27 protein-coding genes and 1 tRNA gene are annotated in these 21,855 nt (G+C 55.6%); 18 read left to right on the forward strand and 10 right to left on the reverse strand.

Features of this window, described 5'->3' with window-relative positions:
* Positions 1 to 202 precede the first annotated feature (202 nt).
* The gene (locus BLM14_RS22680; RefSeq protein WP_100002097.1) at positions 203 to 1,366 is read left to right on the forward strand and encodes a mandelate racemase/muconate lactonizing enzyme family protein; all 1,164 of its coding nucleotides are present in this window, start codon (positions 203 to 205) and stop codon (positions 1,364 to 1,366) included.
* A gap of 569 nt (positions 1,367 to 1,935) precedes the next feature.
* Here the strand turns inward: BLM14_RS22680 and BLM14_RS31235 are convergent.
* Positions 1,936 to 2,109 (reverse strand): hypothetical protein, encoded by a 174-nt coding sequence (locus tag BLM14_RS31235; protein WP_157929583.1) that lies wholly within the window; start codon positions 2,107 to 2,109, stop codon positions 1,936 to 1,938.
* A gap of 47 nt (positions 2,110 to 2,156) precedes the next feature.
* On the reverse strand, positions 2,157 to 3,092 hold the full coding sequence (locus BLM14_RS22690; RefSeq protein WP_133123897.1) for a hypothetical protein: 936 nt from the start codon (positions 3,090 to 3,092) through the stop codon (positions 2,157 to 2,159).
* A 4-nt stretch (positions 3,093 to 3,096) separates the two neighbouring features.
* On the opposite strand from BLM14_RS22690, the gene BLM14_RS31240 reads away from it, so the two are divergent.
* Positions 3,097 to 3,191 (forward strand) — tRNA-Arg (locus tag BLM14_RS31240).
* Between the two features lie 140 nt (positions 3,192 to 3,331).
* Here BLM14_RS31240 and BLM14_RS22700 read toward each other — a convergent pair.
* The 4 genes from BLM14_RS22700 to BLM14_RS22710 all read right to left on the reverse strand — a co-directional run bounded on the left by BLM14_RS22700 (position 3,332) and on the right by BLM14_RS22710 (position 5,306).
* Complete coding sequence (locus BLM14_RS22700; protein ID WP_100002101.1) at positions 3,332 to 4,294, reverse strand: adenylate/guanylate cyclase domain-containing protein; 963 nt, start codon at positions 4,292 to 4,294, stop codon at positions 3,332 to 3,334.
* 25 nt (positions 4,295 to 4,319) lie between these two features.
* Positions 4,320 to 4,592 (reverse strand): Pycsar system effector family protein, encoded by a 273-nt coding sequence (locus tag BLM14_RS32915; RefSeq protein WP_472459583.1) that lies wholly within the window; start codon positions 4,590 to 4,592, stop codon positions 4,320 to 4,322.
* Entirely contained in the window at positions 4,535 to 4,888 is a 354-nt protein-coding gene (locus tag BLM14_RS22705) for a Pycsar system effector family protein (RefSeq protein ID WP_100002102.1), read from the reverse strand. Before BLM14_RS22705 ends, BLM14_RS32915 begins: the two co-directional genes overlap by 58 nt.
* A gap of 112 nt (positions 4,889 to 5,000) precedes the next feature.
* Positions 5,001 to 5,306, reverse strand: coding sequence for a hypothetical protein (locus tag BLM14_RS22710; RefSeq protein ID WP_100002103.1), 306 nt, complete (start codon positions 5,304 to 5,306; stop codon positions 5,001 to 5,003).
* 437 nt (positions 5,307 to 5,743) lie between these two features.
* On the opposite strand from BLM14_RS22710, the gene BLM14_RS22715 reads away from it, so the two are divergent.
* A complete protein-coding gene (locus BLM14_RS22715) occupies positions 5,744 to 7,612 on the forward strand; it encodes an adenylate/guanylate cyclase domain-containing protein (RefSeq protein ID WP_100002104.1) in 1,869 nt (622 codons plus the stop codon).
* Positions 7,613 to 7,800: 188 nt separating this feature from the next.
* Here the strand turns inward: BLM14_RS22715 and BLM14_RS22720 are convergent, their stop codons facing one another.
* Positions 7,801 to 8,232: a thymidylate synthase family protein gene (locus BLM14_RS22720; RefSeq protein ID WP_100002105.1), complete on the reverse strand. Its 432-nt coding sequence runs from the start codon at positions 8,230 to 8,232 to the stop codon at positions 7,801 to 7,803.
* Positions 8,233 to 8,441: 209 nt separating this feature from the next.
* Here BLM14_RS22720 and BLM14_RS22725 point away from each other — a divergent pair, with 209 nt between their 5' ends.
* The 7 genes from BLM14_RS22725 to BLM14_RS22755 all read left to right on the forward strand — a co-directional run bounded on the left by BLM14_RS22725 (position 8,442) and on the right by BLM14_RS22755 (position 13,868).
* Positions 8,442 to 9,209 (forward strand): Stf0 family sulfotransferase, encoded by a 768-nt coding sequence (locus BLM14_RS22725; protein ID WP_100002106.1) that lies wholly within the window; start codon positions 8,442 to 8,444, stop codon positions 9,207 to 9,209.
* A gap of 434 nt (positions 9,210 to 9,643) precedes the next feature.
* Positions 9,644 to 9,898, forward strand: coding sequence for a type II toxin-antitoxin system ParD family antitoxin (locus BLM14_RS22730; protein WP_100002208.1), 255 nt, complete (start codon positions 9,644 to 9,646; stop codon positions 9,896 to 9,898).
* Positions 9,898 to 10,191 (forward strand): type II toxin-antitoxin system RelE/ParE family toxin, encoded by a 294-nt coding sequence (locus BLM14_RS22735; RefSeq protein ID WP_100002107.1) that lies wholly within the window; start codon positions 9,898 to 9,900, stop codon positions 10,189 to 10,191. Before BLM14_RS22730 ends, BLM14_RS22735 begins: the two co-directional genes overlap by 1 nt.
* Positions 10,192 to 10,683: 492 nt before the next feature.
* Positions 10,684 to 10,962, forward strand: coding sequence for a metal/formaldehyde-sensitive transcriptional repressor (locus BLM14_RS22740; RefSeq protein ID WP_100002108.1), 279 nt, complete (start codon positions 10,684 to 10,686; stop codon positions 10,960 to 10,962).
* Entirely contained in the window at positions 10,959 to 11,903 is a 945-nt protein-coding gene (gene dmeF / locus BLM14_RS22745) for a CDF family Co(II)/Ni(II) efflux transporter DmeF (protein WP_100002109.1), read from the forward strand. Before BLM14_RS22740 ends, dmeF begins: the two co-directional genes overlap by 4 nt.
* Before the next feature lie 181 nt (positions 11,904 to 12,084).
* Positions 12,085 to 12,627, forward strand: coding sequence for a Chromate resistance protein ChrB (locus tag BLM14_RS22750; RefSeq protein WP_100002110.1), 543 nt, complete (start codon positions 12,085 to 12,087; stop codon positions 12,625 to 12,627).
* A gap of 23 nt (positions 12,628 to 12,650) precedes the next feature.
* Entirely contained in the window at positions 12,651 to 13,868 is a 1,218-nt protein-coding gene (locus tag BLM14_RS22755; RefSeq protein ID WP_100002209.1) for an MFS transporter, read from the forward strand.
* Between the two features lie 52 nt (positions 13,869 to 13,920).
* Here the strand turns inward: BLM14_RS22755 and BLM14_RS22760 are convergent, their stop codons facing one another.
* Together BLM14_RS22760 and BLM14_RS22765 are read right to left on the reverse strand one after the other, a co-directional pair.
* Complete coding sequence (locus tag BLM14_RS22760; protein WP_100002111.1) at positions 13,921 to 14,106, reverse strand: hypothetical protein; 186 nt, start codon at positions 14,104 to 14,106, stop codon at positions 13,921 to 13,923.
* A gap of 159 nt (positions 14,107 to 14,265) precedes the next feature.
* Entirely contained in the window at positions 14,266 to 14,514 is a 249-nt protein-coding gene (locus tag BLM14_RS22765) for a hypothetical protein (RefSeq protein ID WP_100002112.1), read from the reverse strand.
* Positions 14,515 to 14,741: 227 nt separating this feature from the next.
* Between BLM14_RS22765 and BLM14_RS22770 the strand changes: the two genes are divergently transcribed.
* From BLM14_RS22770 to BLM14_RS22795, 6 genes are all read left to right on the forward strand, one after another.
* Positions 14,742 to 15,236, forward strand: coding sequence for a hypothetical protein (locus BLM14_RS22770; RefSeq protein ID WP_100002113.1), 495 nt, complete (start codon positions 14,742 to 14,744; stop codon positions 15,234 to 15,236).
* 113 nt (positions 15,237 to 15,349) lie between these two features.
* On the forward strand, positions 15,350 to 16,156 hold the full coding sequence (locus BLM14_RS22775; protein ID WP_100002114.1) for a YdcF family protein: 807 nt from the start codon (positions 15,350 to 15,352) through the stop codon (positions 16,154 to 16,156).
* A gap of 504 nt (positions 16,157 to 16,660) precedes the next feature.
* Positions 16,661 to 17,107, forward strand: coding sequence for a DUF305 domain-containing protein (locus BLM14_RS22780; protein ID WP_165788393.1), 447 nt, complete (start codon positions 16,661 to 16,663; stop codon positions 17,105 to 17,107).
* A 24-nt stretch (positions 17,108 to 17,131) separates the two neighbouring features.
* The gene (locus BLM14_RS32030) at positions 17,132 to 17,464 is read left to right on the forward strand and encodes a four-helix bundle copper-binding protein (RefSeq protein WP_100002211.1); all 333 of its coding nucleotides are present in this window, start codon (positions 17,132 to 17,134) and stop codon (positions 17,462 to 17,464) included.
* A 107-nt stretch (positions 17,465 to 17,571) separates the two neighbouring features.
* On the forward strand, positions 17,572 to 18,162 hold the full coding sequence (locus tag BLM14_RS22790; RefSeq protein WP_100002115.1) for a c-type cytochrome: 591 nt from the start codon (positions 17,572 to 17,574) through the stop codon (positions 18,160 to 18,162).
* A gap of 47 nt (positions 18,163 to 18,209) precedes the next feature.
* Positions 18,210 to 20,045: a DUF4396 domain-containing protein gene (locus tag BLM14_RS22795; RefSeq protein WP_100002116.1), complete on the forward strand. Its 1,836-nt coding sequence runs from the start codon at positions 18,210 to 18,212 to the stop codon at positions 20,043 to 20,045.
* A gap of 53 nt (positions 20,046 to 20,098) precedes the next feature.
* Here BLM14_RS22795 and BLM14_RS22800 read toward each other — a convergent pair whose 3' ends face one another.
* Positions 20,099 to 20,668 (reverse strand): TetR/AcrR family transcriptional regulator, encoded by a 570-nt coding sequence (locus BLM14_RS22800; RefSeq protein WP_100002117.1) that lies wholly within the window; start codon positions 20,666 to 20,668, stop codon positions 20,099 to 20,101.
* A 316-nt stretch (positions 20,669 to 20,984) separates the two neighbouring features.
* Between BLM14_RS22800 and BLM14_RS22805 the strand changes: the two genes are divergently transcribed.
* Entirely contained in the window at positions 20,985 to 21,512 is a 528-nt protein-coding gene (locus BLM14_RS22805) for a hypothetical protein (RefSeq protein ID WP_100002118.1), read from the forward strand.
* 142 nt (positions 21,513 to 21,654) lie between these two features.
* Positions 21,655 to 21,855: a heavy-metal-associated domain-containing protein gene (locus tag BLM14_RS22810; protein ID WP_100002212.1), complete on the forward strand. Its 201-nt coding sequence runs from the start codon at positions 21,655 to 21,657 to the stop codon at positions 21,853 to 21,855.

The raw sequence follows: 21,855 nt of genomic DNA on the forward strand, positions 1-21,855 counted from the left end.
GACCCATACAGCCCAGTTATTCAAGTCTAATGGTGAGATTTCCATCACACACAATATACTTCGGCAATGCCAATTCGGCACCAATACAAATCATTCCGGCATTGGAATGTTCGACGTCGTTCTACTACTAAGGCTACGATCGGTTTGTCCGATCACTGCGGGGGTAGTCAGACATCCAAATGCTTAGAAACCGGAGATCAAAATGCGTATCGTAGACGTCTGCGAAGTTACCAAGCCTATCGCGTCGCCCATCCGCAACGCCTATATAGACTTCTCGAAGATGACGGCCAGTCTCGTTGCCGTCGTGACCGATGTCGTCAGGGACGGCCGCCGCGTCGTCGGCTACGGCTTCAACTCGAACGGCCGATATGGCCAGGGCGGCCTGATCCGCGAGCGGTTCAAGGATCGCATCCTGCAGGCGGATCCCGAAAGCCTGATCAACGACGCTGGCACCAACCTCGATCCGCACAAGATCTGGTCGACCATGATGATGAACGAGAAGCCCGGCGGTCACGGCGAGCGCTCGGTCGCCGTCGGCACCATCGACATGGCGATCTGGGATGCGGTTGCCAAGATTGAGGGTAAGCCGCTCTTCCGCCTGCTCGCCGAAATGAAGGGCCGGGAAGCCAATCCCAAGGTCTTCGTCTATGCGGCCGGCGGCTACTACTACCCCGGCAAGGACAACAGTGCGCTCCGCAACGAGATGCGCGGCTATCTCGACCGCGGCTACAACGTCGTCAAGATGAAGATCGGCGGCGCCTCGATCGAGGAAGACCGCGGCCGGATCGAATCCGTCCTGGAGGAAATTGGCTCGCAGGCGAAACTGGCGGTCGATGCGAACGGCCGATTCGATCTGGAGACCGGCATCGCCTACGCCAAGATGCTGCGCGACTATCCGCTCTTCTGGTACGAGGAAATCGGCGATCCGCTCGACTACGCGCTGCAGGCCGCGATCTCCGAATTCTACGATGGCCCGATGGCAACCGGGGAGAACCTCTTCTCCCACCAGGATGCCCGCAACCTGCTTCGCTACGGCGGCATGCGCGCCGACCGCGACTTCCTGCAGTTCGACTGCGCCTTGTCCTACGGTCTTGTCGAGTACCTGCGCACGCTTGACGTCCTTCGCCAGTTCGGTTGGTCACCGTCCCGCTGCATCCCGCATGGCGGTCACCAGATGTCGCTTAACATCGCGGCGGGCCTCGGCCTCGGCGGCAACGAGAGCTATCCGGATCTCTTTCAGCCATACGGCGGCTTCCCGGACGGCGTGAAGGTCATCGACGGCCACATCACGATGCCGGAACTGCCGGGTATCGGCTTCGAAGGCAAGTCCGACCTGATCAAGGTCATGCGCGAACTCGCCGAATAACGGCGTATCCCGTGGGGAGCGTTCCTGCCGCTCCCCACGCTATCTTATTAAGGATTGCTCGCCATCATCGATGACGTCCGACATAGGCGGAAGTAATACCTACGGCCTTGCCATTGCGCAGAACTGATACGATTTTGAACGGCTTGTAGTCTTCCATCGTCACGAAACGGTAGCAGAACGCGCATGTTCCGACACTAGTCCCTTCGGATTAGGGCGCCGTTCCAGTTGTTCCTGAATCCCATAAAAGCCAAGACACCAAACAGGAGATTCCACTCACCACCAGCATGAATGCATGGCCATAGATAAGCCGGTCTCGGTTGCCCATTCTGGCTTCTTTGTCGGTGGAATCCCCGTGATAGATTTCGACGCCGCTATCGACTGAATAGTCCCAGTCGTTGTTTCGATAGAATGCAAAGTCCTGGTAAGCCTTCCAGATCGAATGCAGGAAGACGGCCAGAAACAGAAGAAATATGAAGAGCAAGTAGGTTATCCCCTATAGCGCGTTCACTAGAGGCAATATGTATCTCAGCTTCGAAGAAATACAAGTCAGATCGGTTAGGTACTGCTTGTCAGAGATCTGTTCCAAAATAAAAGTTAACGAATTCGACTAGGCGGTCGTATGAATATAGCAAGGAAATGGCCATCAATAGACCAATACCGGTCCAGGTAAGGATTTTTGCGAGATAACCGCGTTTTGCCACGCCAAGTAGTTTTTCGGTCAAGAAATCAAAGAAGATATCCATTCAGTTCTCGCTGTCTATTTTGTGCTCGGCTGCAATACCCGTGCGCGTTAACCAAGACCAAGCGCGCGCTGATACACTCTCAGAATATCTTCCAGTACCAGGCGATTTACGTTCAACATCGCTGGTGAAATGTTAATCGTCCTAGTGTCCGATTCTGGATCGAAGTCGCCGCGAAAGCCCTTGTAAGTTGGAGAGAATGCTAGCTGGCTGGCATTATTAACGCGAAGCAGTATTTGCCACGCACGATCGATCTTTCGAGTTTCGATGCTCTGAATTCTTGTCCACGGAATAACGTCCGGCGATACCCGCATATCCTTAATGCCTTGAGCATTGATCGTCACAAGGTTTTTTGGTGCTGTTATTAACGAGCATAACATCAAACCGATGCCGCATACCCCAATCGGCATACAGACTGTTGAAATGAAATATCCCCATTCGGGTCGGTAGACGAGCTCGCTATAGCCAAAGACAATTCTGCCGCTAGAGAATGTCACGACTACCAGCCCGAGAATAATCAACGCGATCTTTAACCGCGACAAGCCGAACTCGTGGATTGTGGACGTATGCAACTGTTCAGGCCTTCTGTGTGATGGGTTCAACATTGTGTACGGCGGGAGCGCTCGCAGGATTACATGGAAGCTGATGATAATTGATCTTCCATTCATCGCAAGCGGGCTAACGGCCGCATCTTCGACCTTGACGAAATGGGAATATGTTCTCATTTTGTTCCCATGACAAGAACCATGAAGACTCTGGGGCAGGCGGCGCGCCAAGGCATGTTGGTACAGGTGATGTGCCGCAAATGCGAGAAGACTGGTTTCTTTGTTGCCAGCGATCTTGCCACCGTCAACGGCCACGGTCGTACATTCAGAAGCCTGAAATTTCGGTGCAGGGAATGTGATGTCGTCGATTGCGAGGCAATTCCCTTTGAAGATGACCGTGACCGCGTCAACAAGAAGCGAATCGTCTGGCGTCCGGTGCATGAATGAGCACGTGCGAGGCCGCTACCAAAACGATCAAGCAGTTAGCGCAAGGGTTTTCTACACCCTGGGTTACAGGTTCAAGTCCTGTCGTGTTCGCCAAATGAAACCACCACAGATTCGGGGCGAGCGAGAGCCACATGTCTCGCCCCATCCTGACGCCTGATCGGAACAGCGGCGAGGCGACCATTAAGGCCTCGCACCACGACTAATCGGCTTGTTGGTCAGCTCTTTGCCACAGGCTACGCCTCTTGGAATGCGGTATAAAAAACGTCACCCCCGTATACTTCCCCTTCATAGCCTGGAACTTTCACATTGATTTTTTTGAACCACCCGTTTTTGATCGATAAGGAATCCGGTCGACTGGCTTTGAAACCTTCATAAACGTCATTAGTCATCAGTATTTCTGGGGTGGTCGCGCGGATGGTTACTGGCTTTGTCGTTCGAATGAAGCTTTTCCAATATTGGTTTCGGTGAGATATCCAAGGGCGACCGCCTGAATGCTGCACCTCCAAATTCAACAAGAAATCGGTGTGGTCTTCTTCCTGCCAGGTCCAGCCCGATCCATAGTCGTAAGCTGCGCTAACGATAGCGTAGTTAAAGACCTCTCCTGATTTGTTGGCCAAATCAGTTAGCTTGGATGCAACGTTCGCGGCGCGACCTAGCCAAACAAGATTTCTATAGTTGTTCTGTTCAACTCCTTTTCGCCGAAATCCGGTCTTAGTCGCTAACATTCTTCCTGCATCGATGCCGATACCACATTTTACTTCGTCACTCTTGAAGTGCTTGTTTATGACATACCTAGCCGTCGAATTCATCAGAATGGCTGTGTCGACTGCGTTCGCGTACGCATTCTCTTTGTCAAATATGACCATCACCCTGTCGCCGATAATGCCGCGTACGTGCCCTCCGTAATGCCGCGCGCACTTTGTCATAGCTCGCACGAACGACGAATAAAGTTTTGCGACCGTTTTGGCTTTATGGGTGAGATTCAACTCCGTCGACCTGCGAATATCGATATACAACACACACGTCTCGATAAGTTTGCATCCCTGCGTTTGCGCATCTAGGTTTGGGAACGTTATTGACGGGTCGCCCGAATGCGGGACGCTATTGGTGTTGGTCACGTCGATCGTAAAACTGTTAGATAAAATGGTTGCCACTTCTTCGAGCAGCTCGTCGCGTATTTCTGGTATCGTTACCATTCAAATCCCCGTTGCAATCGTCCGCTTAAAGATGCTCATCTATGAAAAACCAGTAGAACAGGAGAGCAATTGGAGGCGTTAGCCAACCGATCAGTGCTATCGAAATGGCATACCGGAACAGCCGAAATTTCTTTGCCGCTATTCTGGAATTTACGATCATCTGTTGGATAAGCGACCTTTCCATGGGATTGGGGGGATCCCCAACTAGCCCATATTTTGCTAGCTCTCTGGCGTATCCACCTATACCTCCGCTATATCCCCGAAGAAGAGAAGGCTCGCAGGTTCTCGATTGTACCATTCGCCAGATTCGCGATGAAGCGAAGTCCTAGGATAGAATGTCGAGAAGGCCAATATTCCAGAGACGGAAAGAAAGGCGACGAGCACTTCGACGTAAATCTTTACCCAGAAGTTGTCGAAGATGCCCACGTTCCACGCCGCACCAATACCAACTATGATCGTGAAGTTTAGTACTGCAAGAGCGCCGTTTTTTGACTCGGCAAACTGAAGCATTGAATTTATGTTTTGAAATATTTCCGCTAGTGCGAGCGGTGATTTCAATAATTCTTGCGCGGCATTCGAATCGTTTTCTGACATATCGTCTCCTGCAACCTACCATAGCAGAATGCACTGATTCACAGTGGACACTACTCCGCAGATACACGGATATGCACAGTTGGTATGTTAAATACTGCCGCAATTGGCTTTGCTATCCTCGCAGCAGATCGCCAATTGCCAGGATCGTCTTCTGGGTGATGATGTGCAAGTGCCGTAGGTCGCCGGATAGAATATCTAGCTTTGGTCCGTACGTTCCGTCACCCAAGCTATAAAACATTTCCTCGATATGTTTGTTGAATGGCTTGTATCCGTCTTCCGCTCCCGTGTAATCGGAAACGAATATTTTGATGCCTGCGAGTTTTGCCGGTTCTTGGGTGATTTCAATGTCGGCCTTGGCAAATGCAATAACGGGGCCGCTGCTCTCCCACTTTGCCCATCCACCGTCTGCTCCGTTCAAAAGACGGCATGGGTCTACGGCCTATTCGTTACCCCACGGTTCCTTCCACTCTCGCTCCATCTCGACCCGCTCCAAATCGACGTATTCTTTATCTACCGCAGGTCCTGATACCGCGAGTCGGCCAAGATACTTCCGTGGTGTAAATTTATCAGAACCTCGTAAGACGAGATCATTTCTTCGCGACTAGTCATCTCCTAGACCCTACAGTTTGTGAGGAGTGCTCGATTTCTGTACGTCCTGACTAACCGTCAGCTCGCCGCGACGAAGCAGAATTAAAGGCTGACCGGGTGAGTGCATGACGGGTCTCAATATTCACGCATTTATGAGCTGAATTGATAAGGGCATTCCAGTTTTCAGGTCTAAAATGAATGACTACAGCGCATTAAATGTCCCTAACGCCAACCCCGTGCCTGGCCCCCCCCTTTGGGAGATCGATGATGGAACGCAAACTTGCCGCAATCATGGCCGCTGACGTTGTCGGCTACAGCCGGCTGATGGCTGAAAACGAGGCGTCCACTTACGCGGACCTGCGCACGGTGTTCGACGATCTCATCGGCCCCACAGTCGTGCGGCACGGCGGCCGCACTTTCAAAACAACCGGCGACGGCTTTCTCGCGATATTTCCGAGCGTCAACGAGGCCGTTGATGCGGCCCTAGCCATCCAGCAGGGTTTCGACAAGGGGCCGTTCAAGCTGCGCATCGGTATCAATCTCGGCGACGTTATCGAAGACAATGGCGATGTGTATGGCGATGGCGTCAACGTTGCCGCCCGTCTTGAGGCCATGACCGAACCCGGCCAGATCTTCGTCAGCGATGCTGTTGTAATGGCCGCTGACCGCAACCGCGCCGGTATTTTCGCTCGTGTGGGCCGCAGGCGTGCAAAGAACATTCCCGAGCTCCTCAACGTGTACCGCGTGCGGCGCATGGATTCGCCGTGGTCAGCCTGGCGGAGGCTGCCACACGTTCTGCGCGGCACCGCCGCCCGCTGGTCTTACGGCGTCGCCGCCACAGCCCTCATTCTCATCGGCACCCAGATCGCGCCCCTGCCGCTGGCGGCAATGGTCAGCCGTATTCCGGCTGCCCTGTTCCCTAACCAGACTCGCGAGGACCCGAGACCGTCGGTTGCGGTCATGCCGTTTACCACGATGAGCGGCGGGGGACAGGAACAGTCATACTTTGCAGACGGTTTGACGGAGGATGTGACCACGGCGCTCGCCCGGAACTCAGAACTTCAGGTTATCGCGCGCGACTCAACCTACGCCGTGCGCGGGCAGGATAGTGATGTGCGCAAGCTGGGGCAAAGGCTGGGCGTTTCCTACGTGGTCGAAGGCAGTGCCCGGCGCGAGGGTGACAGGCTTCGCGTCTCGGCACAGCTGATTGACGTCAAGACCGGCGCGCATCTGTGGTCGCGCAGCTTTGACAGGCAGGTTGCGGACGTCTTTACGGTCCAAAGCGAACTGACAACGGAAATCGTCGCGCAGCTCGCGCCGTATATCGGGAGGAGTGAAGCGGCCGCCGCCGCGCAGCGCCCGACAGACAATCTGCAGGCCTATGATCTTGTGCTGCAGGCCCGTAATCGTTACCGGCATGGCGCTAACGATGCCAAAGGCCTTTTGGAGGCGCGCGCCCTTTATCAGCGCGCACTGGAAATGGACCCGGCCTATGCCGCCGCTCGGGCGGGTCTGGCCCTGACCTATATCGCTGAAGTCGCGCAGCGGCCGGACGGCCAAACTGGCGGACTGGATACCGGTCTCAGTGAAGCGCGCCAGGCCGTGCGCCTCGATCCTAATCTCGCTCTCGGCTATCAGGTGATCAGCTTCGGACTCGCGGTGCAGGGCGACTACTCAGGTGGGTTGCAGGCCGCAAAACGCGCGGTAGAACTCAACCCCAACGACCCGGACAGCATGATGGCGCTCGCGAAGGCCCAGGTCCGGTTCGGTGAATATGATGACGCCGTCGTTAATGCCGAGCGGGCACGCCGGCTCCACCCCATGGCTCCGGAGTACTATGCCTACGTGCATGGTCAGGCCCTTTACGCCGCCGAACGGCGCGAAGAGGCCGACACTGTCATCTCGGAGTGTCTTGTGAGGGCACCCCGGGACACCAACTGCCTGCTGATACAGGCGGTTTTGCAGAGCGCTCGCGGTGACATAGAGGCAGCGCAGCTGACCATAGCGAACCTGATAGAGGCCCATCCGACTTTCTCGTTGGAAGCAGAGCGCGCTTATCGCCGGTTCGGCGACAGGCCGCTGATGGACCAGTTCTTAAGTGACTTGGCGCGCGCGAAGGCTCCGGAAACTGCCTGATCCGCTACCTTCCACTCGCGGAGGGAGCGCTCCTGCGGGTGCGTCATTCGCTAGCTTGAGATATCATCCATCCATGTCCCATCTGGCATTGCTTGTTTTCCGGAAGAGCTCTGATGCTGGTGACACGCCGTCGGTTGCTCGTTTCATAGAGAAATAGGAAATAATCCCAGATCGATACGAGCCGGCCTTCATTGGTCGCGGTGATTTCTGGCAACTTCGCCACCCCCCGTAAGCCATCTTGCATCAAACCAGCGGTCCGCCGGACCGTTATAGGGCAGCCGCGTGACATCCCAGTGGCTGACGAAGCGTGCGTAGGCGTCCCAGACCGGTGGGCCGCCGCCGATGAAGACGACACGGCCAGCAAAGCGCCTGAGCGTGTCCTCGGGATCCATGCTGGAGCGAACGACGACAAGTTCCCGATCCACCCGAGCAAAATCCGGAACGCTCGCGATCGTCTTGGGGCCGGCGAGCAAGACGTGTCCTCTCGTGACGTCGAAAAACCGTGCAACGTCAGCGACGAACTCCGGCGACCGGTCGCCTTCCCATGGAAGGCCGCCTTTGAGGCCGAGCTGCCCCGCTTGGCCGATGGCACAGACAACCCTAACGACAGCCTTCTTCATGAGAACTCCATCCATAGCTGGTCAAAATCGCATAATGGCTCGTACGGAACCGCATTTCAGAAACCATAAGTGGCTCTGCGGTTGGATTACGCCCAAGGCGATTATAACGTTTTGGTTGTGGCCCAAAGCCAACATTTGTTCGCGATGTCATAGAACCTTCATCAAGCGCCGATAGGCCCGTTTCCACGTATCGGATACGGGATCGTGGTATGCTGGCACCTAAATCATACGTCATATGCGGGACACCAAGAAGCGGTAGCACGCTCTTGTGCGATCTCTTGGAGAGCACAGGATTGGCTGGTCGACCCGCTTCGTACTTTCGAAGCCAGTCGATACCGCGATGGAGCCACCGCTTGAACGTTCCGATCACGGAAGATGCGCCTCCGGCCGATTTTGATTGTAGCTATATCAATGCCGTGATGAAAGCCGGTAGGGGTGGGACCGACGTATTCGGCCTTCGCCTGATGTGGGAAAGTGTCGATGAATTGTCGAGGCGGCTCGACGCCCTCTTTCCGGGACTGAAAGATGATCATGCTCGCTTCGAAAGGGCATTTGGACCAATGCTGTTCATCCATCTATCACGCACCGACAAAGTGTCCCAGGCCATTTCGCGAGTCAAAGCCATGCAGACCGGGCTATGGCACGTAGGCTCCGATGGGTCCGAACGGGAGCGAACCGGCCCTGCCCGGGACGCCGTATATGATCGTGACTGCATCGGGAAATATGTTGAAGAACTGACGGTACAGGACCAAGCTTGGACCGATTGGTTCGTGGATAATCGGATTGAGCCCGTACGTCTCACCTACGAGGCACTTTCTCAAGAGCCTAAAGGTACTTTGGAGACTGTATTGTTCGCCTTGGGTCTTGACCCGGCCATCGCCGCAGCCATTGAACCTAAAACGGCAAAGATGGGCGATTTCGAGAGTCAAAATTGGGAATTGCGTTTCCGTGCCAAACCAGATGCTCTCCGTAACTGACTCTTTTGGGCGATGTCTCCCAAATACGGTTCTTCCGCGATAAACCAGACAAACGACCGCTGTTGGCCGCGACTTTCAAACATAATAAGCTAGACGTTTCTTGCAGCAGCTCGGCGATTGTAGATTTTTTGGCGCCAATCGGATTCGACTAAAAATCCGTTATTATCGGCATTTTCAAACGAAGGTTTCCTGACAGGTTTTGTAATGAACAAATGCCGAATCCTGAGCAAGGATGGTCAAGATTTACCTGTTGGGAGGTGGGTTCGATACCGCTCAAGGCCTACCACCTAGCTCACCGTTTTAATAATGGTGGCTCGCGGTGGGGCGTAATGGGTGTCAGAATGAACTCTGCCCGTCTGCAGGTTTGGGTCCAAGTAGATCAGTTTGACAAACTTTGCCAAACTCAGTTAATCTGGGCGCAAATGGAGGCTTGTATGGCTACTATGAACGTGTCTCTACCGGACCCAATGAAAGATTGGGTCGAAGCCCAAGCAAGGACCGGGCGATATTCCAATGCTAGTGACTATGTGCGCGACCTGATTCGAAGGGACCAAACGCGTAGTGATAAGATTGCTGCCATGCAACGCTTCGTCGATGACGGTCTCAAAAGTGGTGTTGGCGGCCGATCGAAGGACGAACTCTTCGCCGCGGCTGCCGCGCGCACGGAAACGGCGCGCGGCAGCAGATAATGCGTTTTAGCCTTTCTGTCGAAGCGGAAGAGGACATCATTGTCATCACCGAGCAAGGTATCCGGATGTTCGGATCTCTACAGGCTAGGCGGTACCATGACGACTTGTTCGCGGTACTTGAACTGATCGCCGCGAATCCCCGAATGGCTCGTGAGCGAGAAGAGATTTCGCCGCCGGTTAGGATCCATCCGTTCAAAGCCCATCTGATTGTCTACCGTATCGAAGAGAATGGAACCATTTTCGTGATCCGAATAGGCCATGGACATGAAGATTGGGCCAGCGAACCTGCTTAGGGTCCGCCGATTGAACATACAAGCGCAGTTAAATTTAGAGTTAACCGCTAGGAATGTAACGCGTCTGAGATGGCCATTCCCTAAGCTGCAGTTATGCCGCTGAATCATCTCCGCATATCGTTTCAGATCGATGGTTCAATTCCCATCAAGGCGGTCACCGCAGCAGCCCTCATCTTTAGCTCGACATATAGAGGCACATCTGTAGCGATCTCACTAAACTGATTTTTACACGGAGCGAAAAAGAGGTTTCGCGCTGCTGCTCTTTCTCCGCCGGAGTCGCAACCTATAGTTCCATGGTTCCATCGTAACAGAATGTGGCCATCTACCCATAGCGGTCCGACGGCCGGTCCCACAGAGCTTTCAAGGGCGTCGCTTGAACATGTCGTGCCTCGTCATGCCGCCTTGAATCAGAATCCACCCGGCTTGAAATACCTCCAGACAGGATGTCACGTTACTTGCAAATTCATAAAATATAGGGTAGGGGGTTATGCTATGTCACATACAACCAAGGAAAAAGCCAAGCTGCTCGGACGCATCCGTCGCCTCAAGGGGCAGATGGAGGCCGTGGAGCGGGCTCTGGAAGCCGAAGCGCCCTGTGGCGACATCCTGAACCTTGTCGCTTCGGTGCGCGGCGCTGTGAATGGCCTAATGGGCGAACTCATCGAGGATCATATCCGCATGCATGTCGTGGATCCCGACAAGGAAGCCGATGCGGAGCGCGCCCAGGGTGCAGCAGAACTCATCGATGTTGTGAGGAAGTATCTCAAATGACCCATGACCACACAGTGCATCCGGAGGCAGGTGCTCACGACCATGTTTTTCTCGGTGACAATCATGAGCGCAACGAACGCCGCACGTGGCTCGTCATTGCCTTGACCGCAACGATGATGGTGGCGGAGATCGCGGCGGGAACGGTGTTCGGCTCGATGGCGCTGGTCGCTGACGGCTGGCACATGTCCACGCACGCGGCCGCCATGCTGATTGCGGCGTTTGCCTATCTCTATGCGCGCAAGAACGCCCGCAATCCGAGGTTCACTTTCGGGACCGGAAAGTTCGGCGATCTTGCCGCCTTTGCTAGTGCGGTCGTGCTTGCCCTGATCGCACTGCTGATCGGATGGGAGAGCTTTCTGCGCCTTGCCAACCCGATTCCGATCAGCTTTCCCCAGGCCATTTCCGTCGCCGTGATCGGTCTTGCCGTCAATCTTATCTGCGCTTGGCTCTTGCGCGACGACCATTCACACCACGGCCACGGACACTACCATGATGACCATCATCATGGTCACGGTCATGACAACAATTTGCGTGCGGCCTATCTGCATGTTCTCGCCGACGCCTTGACGTCCGTCCTCGCCATTGCCGCGCTTCTTGCTGGAAGCGTCTACGGCTGGCTTTGGCTCGATCCGGCGATGGGCATTATCGGTGCGCTTGTCATCGCAAAATGGTCGTGGGGTCTCATACGCGATGCAGGCGGCGTGTTGCTGGACTATGTTCCTTCGAGCGAAGATCTGCCGGAAGAAATCCGTGTCGCCATCGAGGAAGAGGGCGATGTGATCACCGATCTGCATGTCTGGCAGCTTGGTCCTGGACACCATGGCGCGATCGTTTCGCTGGTCAGCGACAATCCGAAAGCCCCTTCATCCTATCGCGCCAAACTTGCCCATATCCATGATCTCTCTCACGTGACGGTCGAAGTCGAGCCGAAGGCGGCTTGAACTTCAATCCTGGCTAGATCGACTTCGTGGTATTCGCCTGCTCGCGAAAGCCGTCACTCATCCCATCCTTGCCCGGGCGCACCGGACATCAGGCGAGTCCCGCTAGGCACCCGCGGTGTGCAATTGATCTACATCATTTCGTCCAATTGATTTGTTACGACCGTTACATTATGAAGTAGCGATGGTTAAAATCACTTGGCTGCTGCTCACCTATAAGGTTCCACCTGATCCGGCCTCCAAACGGGTCGCGCTGTGGCGTCGGCTAAAGGGTATGGGGGCGATATATCTGCAGAACGGCGTTTGCCTGCTGCCCAAGGCCGACGACCATGTTCGACGGCTCAAGATGCTCGGGAACGATATTGCCGAGATGGGCGGCGAGGCCGTGATTTTGGAGACTGTCGCATTGGATCGCAGTCAGGAAGACAAGGTCGTAGCCCGCTTCAAGGACGACCGGGACGAGCAGTATCGTGAATTTCTTGGCCGATGCGCCGATTTTGAGGCCGAGATCGCCAAGGAGATCGCGATCAACAAATTTACCTACGCAGAGCTCGAGGAAGAAGATACCGACCTGAAGAAGCTCCAGGGCTGGCTGGAAAAGATCCGAAAGCTTGATTTTTACGGAGCCACATTGGCTGACGAGGCTGCCGAAAGGCTTCGGGGCTGCGAGGCGTTGCTGGAAAGCTACGCACAGCGCGTCTTCGATGCCCACGATGAAAACAAATGAAACTGGAAGATCGGCAGCATCCGATGACAGACAGTATTGCAACGCCACAGGCGACTTGGCGCAATCTTCCAACGGGCGTGTGGGCGCTGGGGTTCGTTTCCCTGCTGATGGATATCTCTTCGGAAATGGTTCACGCACTGTTGCCCGTGTACATGGTGACGGTGCTCGGCACGTCGGCGCTGACCGTCGGCATTATCGAAGGCATTGCCGAAGCGACCGCCTCGGTCACCAAGGTCTTTTCGGGTGCACTGAGTGACTGGCTTGGCAAGCGCAAGCTCCTGGCCATCATCGGCTATGGTTTGGCGGCATTAACCAAGCCGATCTTTCCGCTCGCTGCCTCGGTTGAATGGCTGATTGCGGCCCGGTTCATTGACCGTATCGGCAAAGGCATTCGGGGAGCGCCCAGAGACGCGCTTGTTGCCGACATCAGCCCTGTTCATTTGCGCGGAGCCAGTTTTGGCCTCAGGCAGTCGCTCGATACGGTTGGGGCTTTCCTCGGACCGGTTTTAGCCATCGGCCTGATGTGGATGACGGCGGACCAATTCCAAGCGGTTTTCTGGATTGCCGTCATTCCGGCATTTTTGTCGGTCGGGGTACTTGTCGTAGCTGTCCGCGAACCGGAGCGCCCAAGAAATCTGCGCCGCGTTGCCATGCCATTGCATCGCAGTGAACTGAGGCGGCTGGGCACAACCTATTGGTGGGTCGTCGCCATCGCAGTCGTGTTCACCTTGGCAAGATTCAGTGAGGCATTTCTGGTGCTTCGGGCACAGTCAATCGGTCTGCCCCTGATGCTGGTTCCTGTCGTTCTGGTAATCATGAACATTGCCTATTCGGTGTCGGCGTTTCCGATGGGTATCCTGTCGGACCGTATCGACCGGATTCCACTCCTCGCCGTCGGTCTGGTGCTTCTGCTGGTTGCCGATGTGGTTCTGGTATTTGCGACTGACATTGTTTGGGTCGGCGTGGGTGTGGCTCTGTGGGGGCTGCATATGGGGTGTACACAAGGCTTACTTGCCACACTGATTGCCGACGCCGCACCCGAGGAACTCCGCGGAACTGCTTTTGGCATGTTCAATCTACTCACCGGACTGGCGCTTCTTGCCGCAAGCATCATCGCAGGTGCCGTATGGGAACTGCTGGGCGCGCAGAGCACGTTCCTGACGGGGGCAGCATTTGCGATGATTACGTTGATCGGTGTTGTTTCCGTACGTGGGCGCTTGATCGCCATCGAGCACAAGTGAGGGCCGGGTGTGGTCCAATTTCATAGCCGTCTGACCAACTGCGTCCGCTTAGTCAGGAATGTGCTCCTTCCTGTTCGCGTGCTCGGTAGAGAGCGTCGATAGCCGTCTGGATGTCCACCAGGTTCTTGAGCGGTCCCGGGTTTGCACCGTTTTGTGCAATCTGCAGGATTTCTTGGCGACGCGAAAATATCAACTCCTTTATCGCCGCATCGATTTCCTTGACGTGCTGAGCTGCCATTTGAGTCCTCCAAGACTGCTGAAGTTGTGATGTGATGTGCCGCCCGGGGAGATGGAAGTCAATCAATGAAGTCAGTAGGATATCGTAGAAGCGGTTCCCTGCGATTTTCTGCATTCTCGCCCGCAATGCCATGCAGGAACAGCTACCTTGGTAGTGCCGTCAGTTACCGATAAAAGTTGGCACTTCACTTGACTGAAACAAGACGGTTGGCGGCCCATATTCACCCGTGCCAGATTGCTCCTCGAAGGTCCATGCCAGGACGCCAGCGTGTTGACGCGCCAAATAGCGGGCCATACTGACGGCATCTTCCTCGGAATTTAATTGCATCGGGTTGTAGGCGGGCACGAGTTCACCGTTGTCGGCACGGCTGAATGCAACAACGACAATAAGGCGCATGGAATGGGCCATCACGTTGATCCTGATTAACTATATTTTATAGCACTCCAGTTTTCCGGAGCCACTGTTTCCCGCCAAGCAACAAGGGTGTGGCGGTCAGCCAACCGTCCGCAGACCACCATCGCCGTGCGAGCTACCCCGGTTTCCAACCATTCCAGCTCGTAACTGATCACGAGGTCCAGCGGTTCATCCAAATGTCTTAACGCGCTGCGCAGGCGCGACAGGGGAGCCTGTTATCGATGAAAGTCGGCGATACGACGGGTTTCATCATTTCGGGGCGCGGGTCAGGTTTCCGTTCGGCCAAACTTCAAAATCTGCTACAATATCGCTGGAGGAAAATTGGGAGGAGTTCGGTCATGCGCAACTTATCGAAGTGCATGCTTGCGGCATCGCTACTCGGAGCGAATGTTGCGTATGCAGAACCCATCACGTTTCATACACAAACATTCAGCGACCAGACGACTGTTACAATGGCGGTGACTTCAAGTTCCGCGTTGTCGCAACAGGAATACGACTACGGTGTCACGATCAACCTTATAGAAACCGACGCTACTGGGCTGGTCTATCATGACAATGGCTTGCACAAAGCACTGGTGAAATGCCGAGAAGATCCCGGAAAGATATTCGTTGGAGGCAAGGAATACAGGGTTGTCCCAGAGAGGGATGCCTCAGCACCGGACAAATGGAAAAACGATCTCTGGCGGGCGATCTGTCTGGAACCGCCTGTCTCTTGACCCTATCCGTTCGGGCCGTCTCGTTGCCCAGCGATCGTGATGGACAATTCCGGCACAAAACAGCATAACTTGCCCCGATAGTCACATCTGCCGCGTGAGCTCCGGAGCCTTTGATGTTTTTCCTCGTATCGAAAGTCCTCGGCTATCTCGTGCTCCCGTCGAACGTCATTGGCTTGCTTGGAGCTGCCGGCATCCTGGCGTTGGTCGTTGGACGTCGGCGAACTGGCGTCTCGCTTTTGGTGATTTCCGCTGTCCTGTTGGCCATCGTCGGCTGGTCTCCCTTAGGTCCCGCGGCATTGATGGTTCTTGAGGATCGCTTCCCGCGTCCGGCGCTTTCCGGTCCGGTCGCCGGAATTGTGATGTTGGGAGGAGCGGTCGACACGCACATAACGGGCGAGCGGGAAAGCCCGGCTCTCAACGAGGCTGCGGAACGGCTGACGGCAACCGCTGAACTCAGCCGGCTCTATCCCACCGCCAGAGTCCTTCTTTCGGGTGGCGCGAACCATCTCGTACACGACAACACACCAACGGAATCCCAGATCGCCAAAGATGTTCTCATCAGCATCGGCGTGCCAGAATCCCGCATAACGACCGAAGACATATCCCGAAACACCTGCGAAAACGGATCAGAAAGCGCCGCGGCATTCCAGTCGAAACCCGGCGAACAATGGCTGCTGGTGACATCCGCGGCCCACATGCCACGGGCGGTGGCATGCTTCCGGTCGGCCGGCGCAAACATCGTTCCCTATCCGGTCGACTACCGCACCCGGGGCGATGACGACCTTTACAGGCCCGTCGTTTCGATTGCCGCGGGTCTCGCGGCCTCTGACCTCGCTGCCCACGAATGGCTGGGATTGGTCAGTTACAGGTTGATGGGACTGACAGCGGAAATCTTTCCAACGAGTGCCGGGCCATCTTAGATGACGCCGGATCGGGGGCATGTTGATCTATTTGGCGGAACTTTATTCCGGTGTTACCGTTACGAAGACGGAGGCCGCACCGAAGTATGGGATGTATCCGCAAGTTCACTCAAATTCTTTTCGTAGGTCTGTTGGCACTCGTACTGGCGACATCAAGTGCGGGGGCTGAAATTCGCTCGCCCGAGGGCAGGGCGACCGCTGATTGTATGGGGATCCAACACGCTTTCCGCATCGAAACGTTTTCCAGCAAACATCATTCCGGAATCGCCTCACACTGTTGCTCAATCGGCCATTGCTGGGTTGCCATGCAAACAGAAGTACCCGCTATGACGGTTGAACTGCCGGGATTTCGTGTCGCAGACCTCACTCAACAGATCGCAGTCATTCCGGTCTCGACACAGCTCGAAAAACCTCCACAACGCCTTTGATTTTCCAGTTCATTTTCGACACGCCTGTCCTCGCGGACAGGTGCGTGAGTTCAATAGCAAATGAAGGAAATTCAAGATGCGTATTCTTACACCAGTCTTGGCCGTCGCAATCCTCATCAGTGGCAGCTCAATCGCTATCGCTCAGGAAGCAATGGGCGAGGATCACGACATGTCCGGCGGAATGATGCCTGCGGCCTGCAAAGCGACCGATGGAAAGAAAATGGCCAACCACCGCATGACCATGCCCAAAGCACCCAAAATGGACGCCGCCCATGCGGAACTGATGGACGCCATGATGGGCATGGTGAAGCCGGCCGCCATGCAGGGCATGATGGCAAAAGACCCCGATGTCGCATTCGTGTGTGGCATGATCGTCCATCATCAAGGTGCCATCGACATGGCCAATGCTGAACTCAAGAACGGCGACGACAAATGGGCGAAGGACATGGCCCAGAAGGTCATCGATGCTCAGACCAAGGAAATCGCCGACATGACCGCCTGGCTGGAAAAACAAGCCAAGTGACATTCAAAGAGGAGAAACATCATGATGCACCACACTGACGCCGATATGAAAGCCTGCATCGATGAATGCTTGGCATGTTACGCAACTTGTCTCTCGATGGCGACGGGTCATTGCCTCGAATTGGGTGGCAAGCACACGGAGAAGAAACATTTTACCTTGATGCTCGCCTGCGCCGAGATTTGCCGGACTTCGGCGCATTTCATGCTGATCGGTTCACCCCATCACAAGCACACATGCCGGGAATGTGCCGAGATCTGTAGCGAATGCGCGGACGACTGCGAGCGCATAGGCGACATGCAGGACTGCGTCGACGCCTGCCGTCGCTGTGCGGAATCTTGCAACAAGATGGCCGCCTGACATCACGACAACAAACGGGTGGCGGAATCGCTCCGCCACCCGCGAAGGGGCCTGTAGTTTCCAACAGGCGGAAGTCCACCTGATCTTCAAAGTTGCAAGGAGCAGAGATGCTATCCCGGAAAGCCGATTGCGACGTTTTGTTGAGGTCCTTGCGCGCGGGTGCAGTTCTTGCCATCGCAACAGTTTTAGTCGTCGGCGCATCGGCTGATCCGAACTCGCCATCGGACATTATCAAGGCACGTCAAGCTTCCATGAAGGCCATGGCCGAGGCCGGCAAGACGATTGCCGGCATGTTCGAGGGCAAGCTTCCCTATGACGCGGCGGCTTTCAAAAAATCGGCGGAGACAATCAGCCGGCATTCCGGCGATGCGATGGTCATTGAGTTTCCTGCGACAACGCTCGGCCCCCCGTCAGCGGCCAAATCCGAAATCGACCAGTCACGCGAGGAGTTTGACGCCCTGGCCCGAAAAGTCGCGTCGTTCGCCACAGTGATTTCTGCGGCAGCCGACAAAGCCCCAAACGGCATCACACAGGATATGAGAATGGGATCATCCTCCAGCATGGGCAGCAGCCTCTTGGGAAAACGCCAAGTGCCCGGCGAAGCAGACATTGCCAAACTGCCGGCCGAACATGCCTTTCATTTGATGCTCCAGGAGTGCTCGAGCTGCCACGCCAAGTTCAGGGAAAAAGTCAAATAAGCTGCAACCTTTGATGCCGTTCATTCAAACCCGAGGAAAGCCCCGCAATGTTCGTCCAACCAATCGACTACATCCTCGCTGGCTGGTTTGTGCTGGCGGCCGTGAGCACGGCTTATGTTGCCTGGGATCAATTCCGCAACAATCCCGAGCCGGCTGTGATGAAGTGGGGCTTCATTCTGGTTACGCTGTATCTCGGACCAGTGGGCCTTCTCCTCTACGTTCTCGCCGACAAGGAGCCGCGACCGGGCACGCACGAAGAGTTCATCCAACCGCTTTGGAAACAGGGTATCGGCAGCACCATCCACTGCGTCGCGGGCGACGCCACGGGCATCATCATCGCCGCCGTCATTACCGCCATGATCGGTTTCCCGATGTGGGTTGATATCATCATCGAGTATATTGCTGGTTTCGCCTTGGGTCTGTTCATCTTCCAGGCCCTGTTCATGAAGAACATGATGGGCGGCACATACTGGGAGAATGTCCGCAACTCCTTCATGCCGGAGTTCATTAGTATGAATGCCATGATGGCCGGAATGGCCCCGGTGATGGCTGTCCTGATGATGGGCCGCGACATGCGCGCCATGTGGCCAGGGGAACTCTTGTTCTGGGGCGTCATGGCCCTCGGCATCGGTGTTGGTTTCCTGACGGCCTATCCGTTCAACGTCTGGCTCGTTTCCAAGGGTCTCAAACATGGCCTGATGACCGAGCGGCAAGAACAGAAGCTGAAGCCCGAAGCAGCCCATGCCCACCATGCACCCGCGAAAGTGGGGGCGCACGGAGGGCATGCAAACTCGAGGGAACATCACGGATCGTCGCATGAGAAGCATCAACAGGGCAGGGGCGGCGGCCACGGTACCCATGGCGGTGCATTGCCCCCAGCCTTCGCCCCGACACGGACCCAGGTTACGGCCGTCGCGACCTTTACCACCCTGATGCTTGTCGGCGGGTTTGCTTATCCGTTCACCAAGGTCAACATGTATCTCACCGCGCATGAGGTCGGCGACGTGATTATGGCACCCGGAATGATCATGGATTTCGACACGCCGGCGGACTCCATGCGGGACATGGCGGCGATAGATCCCCGTCTGACGGCCTTCAAAGCCGACGCGGCATCACAGGGTGGCCAGGTTCTGGAGCCCCGCCTGGAGAACGGGGTAAAAGTGTTCGATCTCGAAGCCTCGGTCATCCGTTGGTCGATCCTGCCGGGTGAAACGGTCGAGGCTTATGCCTACAACAATCAGGTGCCGGGACCGACATTACGCGTGACCGAAGGAGATCGGGTTCGCATCAACGTGACCAACAAGCTTCCGGAAAGCACGACAGTGCACTGGCATGGCCTGATCCTGCCCAATGAAATGGACGGCCCCGCTGAAATCACGCAAGAACCAATCCAGCCCGGCAAGACCTTCTCTTACGAATACACGGTCGGTCAGCACGGCACTTATTTCTATCACACCCATGAGCTGCAAGAATGGTTGAAGCGGGAATGGTTGACCTATCCGTCGATGCCGATGGAGGGCGGCCAGCCGAACTTCTTCACGATCAACGGCAAGGCTTTCCCCGCAACCGACACCGTCATGATGAAGGTCGGGCAGTTGCTGAAGGTCCGCTTCATCGGGTCTCACACTACAGCCATCCATCCGATGCACATTCATGGCGGGCCGTTTCAGGTGGCGGCGATCGATGGTGAAACGCTGCAGGACTCAGCCCGGTATATGGCGGACACCGTCAATGTTGCTCCCGGTCAACGGTACGATGTTCTCTGGAGGGCTCAACGACCCGGCAAATGGCTTGTTCACTGCCACATCCCGCATCACACCACCAACAACAATGTCGAGACGAAGGGTGGCGGCGGGCTCATGCTCGTCGTTGAGGTGGAATAGCTCAAGATGTCACTAAGAGGTTGCCGCGAATGGTCCACATGCATTGGAGCGAGTCATCGCGGGGGGCGCAATCCAGTCAGTGTTACCGCGACGAGCCGGCGGACTGCGGCCTTGCCCGGCAAGCTGCTGGCAGCTGTGAGGGCGTGGAGGCAGAAGCTCGCAAGTTCATCGGGCGCAACGTCATCCCGAAGATCACCTTCCTTCGCGCCTTCGATCAACAGATCTCGGATGAAGTTGTTAAGCCGCTGCTGCGCACGGGCGACATGCGCGCCTTGATGCAGAAGTGCCGCGAGTTCGGTGCCGTGGTGCTCGTGGGAAATGAGCGCGAAAGCCTCGAGCACGGCTTCCAGTCGTTGACTGGCGTTGCCAGGTTGATCCCGGATTGCGGCAAGTTGTTCGAGGTGGCCGTTGACCTGGCGTTCGTGCCAGGCGATCAGGATCGCTTCGACATCCGAGAAGTATTTATACAGCGTCGCACGTCCGATGCCAGTCGCTTCGGCGATTTGCGACATCGTCACGGAGGCCAGCCCGTGCTCAGCCACCAGCGTCGCAGTGGTGTTCAGGGTCGCGTCTCGCACCGCGCGGCGGTGGGCCTTGATCGTCTCGTTCCACAGTTTCGGCATCGCTCAAATATACGTAGAGACGATGTGGTGTCAATCGAGACACTTCGACTTGATAAAGACAGATTGTCTTGATAAATTGTCGCGGTCTAAAGGTTTTGACAACGACACGCGGCCAAGGAGACACATATGGCAAGCCCGCCTCCCGATGATCGTATGCCTCGATGGGTAAAAGTGTCGGCTGTCGTAGGGGGCCTTCTCACCCTGATGATTGTCATCATGTTGTTGCTGGGCCACGGACCCGGACGCCATATTGCTGGGATGTCGAACAGCTCTCCGGAATTGCTTGCGGCAGATTTTTGATTGCGGGGAACGACGGATGATCATGACACCCCGCCTCAGCAAGTTCGCACTAACCGTGCATGTCACGTTCTCGGTTTCCTTGCTTGGTGCGGTCGCCGGCTTCCTCGCTCTCGCTGTTGCCGGCCTGATCGGCCGGGATGCGCAAATCGTGCGTGGAGCCTATGTCGCGATGGATGTGACCGCTTGGTACGTCATCGTGCCGTTGACCTTTGCCTCGCTAATAACCGGAATTATCCAGTCACTGGGCACAACTTGGGGATTGTTTCGGCACTATTGGGTTGTGGCGAAACTCCTGCTAACGATCCTTGTCACGATCGTCTTGCTTCTGCAGATGGGGCTTATCAGCCACACGGCGAGGGTGGCTGCAGAGACGACATTGTCCAGTGCGGATCTCTTTGAGGCGAGGATTTCACTCGTGGCCCACGCCGCCGGCGGTCTGCTGGTGTTGCTTTTGCCAGTGGTGCTGTCGGTATACAAGCCGCGGGGCAGGACCAGGCACGGAGCGCGAAAGCAGCACGATCAGCTTGCACTGTCGAAGCCGTAGATCCAGCGTATCTGCTCGGGCGCGTCTCTCAACGCGTCCATTCTATAACGCATTCGTGATGAACTTCGCATTTGACCTTCCGGCGATTGGAAGGTGCATGCTTCTTTTCAGCAAGGATGCCGATCGTCAAAGGAGAATACAGATGCTGAAGTTTACGGTCCCAGACATGAGCTGCGGACACTGTGTTGGTACGATAACCAAGGCCGTCAAAAGCGTCGATACAGACGCTACCGTGACCGTCGATTTGACTGCCAAAACGGTGACAATCGAGACCGGGGAGGAGGCAGCGAGCATTTCTAAAGCCATCGAAGCCGCTGGATATCCGAACCAAACCGCCGGATAA

Source organism: Phyllobacterium zundukense, from assembly GCF_002764115.1.
GTDB classification, from domain to species: domain Bacteria; phylum Pseudomonadota; class Alphaproteobacteria; order Rhizobiales; family Rhizobiaceae; genus Phyllobacterium; species Phyllobacterium zundukense.

What these genes read in the sequence shown, in the direction of transcription:
- BLM14_RS22720 (WP_100002105.1), bottom strand. Translation starts at nt 8,232, where the DNA reads ATGAAGAAGGCTGTCGTTAGGGTTGTCTGTGCCATCGGCCAAGCGGGG.
- BLM14_RS22800 (WP_100002117.1), bottom strand. Translation starts at nt 20,668, where the DNA reads ATGCCGAAACTGTGGAACGAGACGATCAAGGCCCACCGCCGCGCGGTG.
- BLM14_RS22790 (WP_100002115.1), top strand. Translation starts at nt 17,572, where the DNA reads ATGCTATCCCGGAAAGCCGATTGCGACGTTTTGTTGAGGTCCTTGCGC.
- BLM14_RS22725 (WP_100002106.1), top strand. Translation starts at nt 8,442, where the DNA reads ATGCTGGCACCTAAATCATACGTCATATGCGGGACACCAAGAAGCGGT.
- BLM14_RS22755 (WP_100002209.1), top strand. Translation starts at nt 12,651, where the DNA reads ATGACAGACAGTATTGCAACGCCACAGGCGACTTGGCGCAATCTTCCA.
- BLM14_RS22730 (WP_100002208.1), top strand. Translation starts at nt 9,644, where the DNA reads ATGGCTACTATGAACGTGTCTCTACCGGACCCAATGAAAGATTGGGTC.
- BLM14_RS22735 (WP_100002107.1), top strand. Translation starts at nt 9,898, where the DNA reads ATGCGTTTTAGCCTTTCTGTCGAAGCGGAAGAGGACATCATTGTCATC.
- BLM14_RS22760 (WP_100002111.1), bottom strand. Translation starts at nt 14,106, where the DNA reads ATGGCAGCTCAGCACGTCAAGGAAATCGATGCGGCGATAAAGGAGTTG.
- BLM14_RS22810 (WP_100002212.1), top strand. Translation starts at nt 21,655, where the DNA reads ATGCTGAAGTTTACGGTCCCAGACATGAGCTGCGGACACTGTGTTGGT.
- BLM14_RS22740 (WP_100002108.1), top strand. Translation starts at nt 10,684, where the DNA reads ATGTCACATACAACCAAGGAAAAAGCCAAGCTGCTCGGACGCATCCGT.
- BLM14_RS22715 (WP_100002104.1), top strand. Translation starts at nt 5,744, where the DNA reads ATGGAACGCAAACTTGCCGCAATCATGGCCGCTGACGTTGTCGGCTAC.
- dmeF (WP_100002109.1), top strand. Translation starts at nt 10,959, where the DNA reads ATGACCCATGACCACACAGTGCATCCGGAGGCAGGTGCTCACGACCAT.
- BLM14_RS22690 (WP_133123897.1), bottom strand. Translation starts at nt 3,092, where the DNA reads ATGCACCGGACGCCAGACGATTCGCTTCTTGTTGACGCGGTCACGGTC.
- BLM14_RS32915 (WP_472459583.1), bottom strand. Translation starts at nt 4,592, where the DNA reads ATGGTACAATCGAGAACCTGCGAGCCTTCTCTTCTTCGGGGATATAGC.
- BLM14_RS22680 (WP_100002097.1), top strand. Translation starts at nt 203, where the DNA reads ATGCGTATCGTAGACGTCTGCGAAGTTACCAAGCCTATCGCGTCGCCC.
- BLM14_RS22750 (WP_100002110.1), top strand. Translation starts at nt 12,085, where the DNA reads ATGGTTAAAATCACTTGGCTGCTGCTCACCTATAAGGTTCCACCTGAT.
- BLM14_RS22700 (WP_100002101.1), bottom strand. Translation starts at nt 4,294, where the DNA reads ATGGTAACGATACCAGAAATACGCGACGAGCTGCTCGAAGAAGTGGCA.
- BLM14_RS22780 (WP_165788393.1), top strand. Translation starts at nt 16,661, where the DNA reads ATGCGTATTCTTACACCAGTCTTGGCCGTCGCAATCCTCATCAGTGGC.
- BLM14_RS22795 (WP_100002116.1), top strand. Translation starts at nt 18,210, where the DNA reads ATGTTCGTCCAACCAATCGACTACATCCTCGCTGGCTGGTTTGTGCTG.
- BLM14_RS22705 (WP_100002102.1), bottom strand. Translation starts at nt 4,888, where the DNA reads ATGTCAGAAAACGATTCGAATGCCGCGCAAGAATTATTGAAATCACCG.
- BLM14_RS22765 (WP_100002112.1), bottom strand. Translation starts at nt 14,514, where the DNA reads ATGGCCCATTCCATGCGCCTTATTGTCGTTGTTGCATTCAGCCGTGCC.
- BLM14_RS22805 (WP_100002118.1), top strand. Translation starts at nt 20,985, where the DNA reads ATGATCATGACACCCCGCCTCAGCAAGTTCGCACTAACCGTGCATGTC.
- BLM14_RS22770 (WP_100002113.1), top strand. Translation starts at nt 14,742, where the DNA reads ATGAAAGTCGGCGATACGACGGGTTTCATCATTTCGGGGCGCGGGTCA.
- BLM14_RS31235 (WP_157929583.1), bottom strand. Translation starts at nt 2,109, where the DNA reads ATGGATATCTTCTTTGATTTCTTGACCGAAAAACTACTTGGCGTGGCA.
- BLM14_RS22775 (WP_100002114.1), top strand. Translation starts at nt 15,350, where the DNA reads ATGTTTTTCCTCGTATCGAAAGTCCTCGGCTATCTCGTGCTCCCGTCG.
- BLM14_RS32030 (WP_100002211.1), top strand. Translation starts at nt 17,132, where the DNA reads ATGCACCACACTGACGCCGATATGAAAGCCTGCATCGATGAATGCTTG.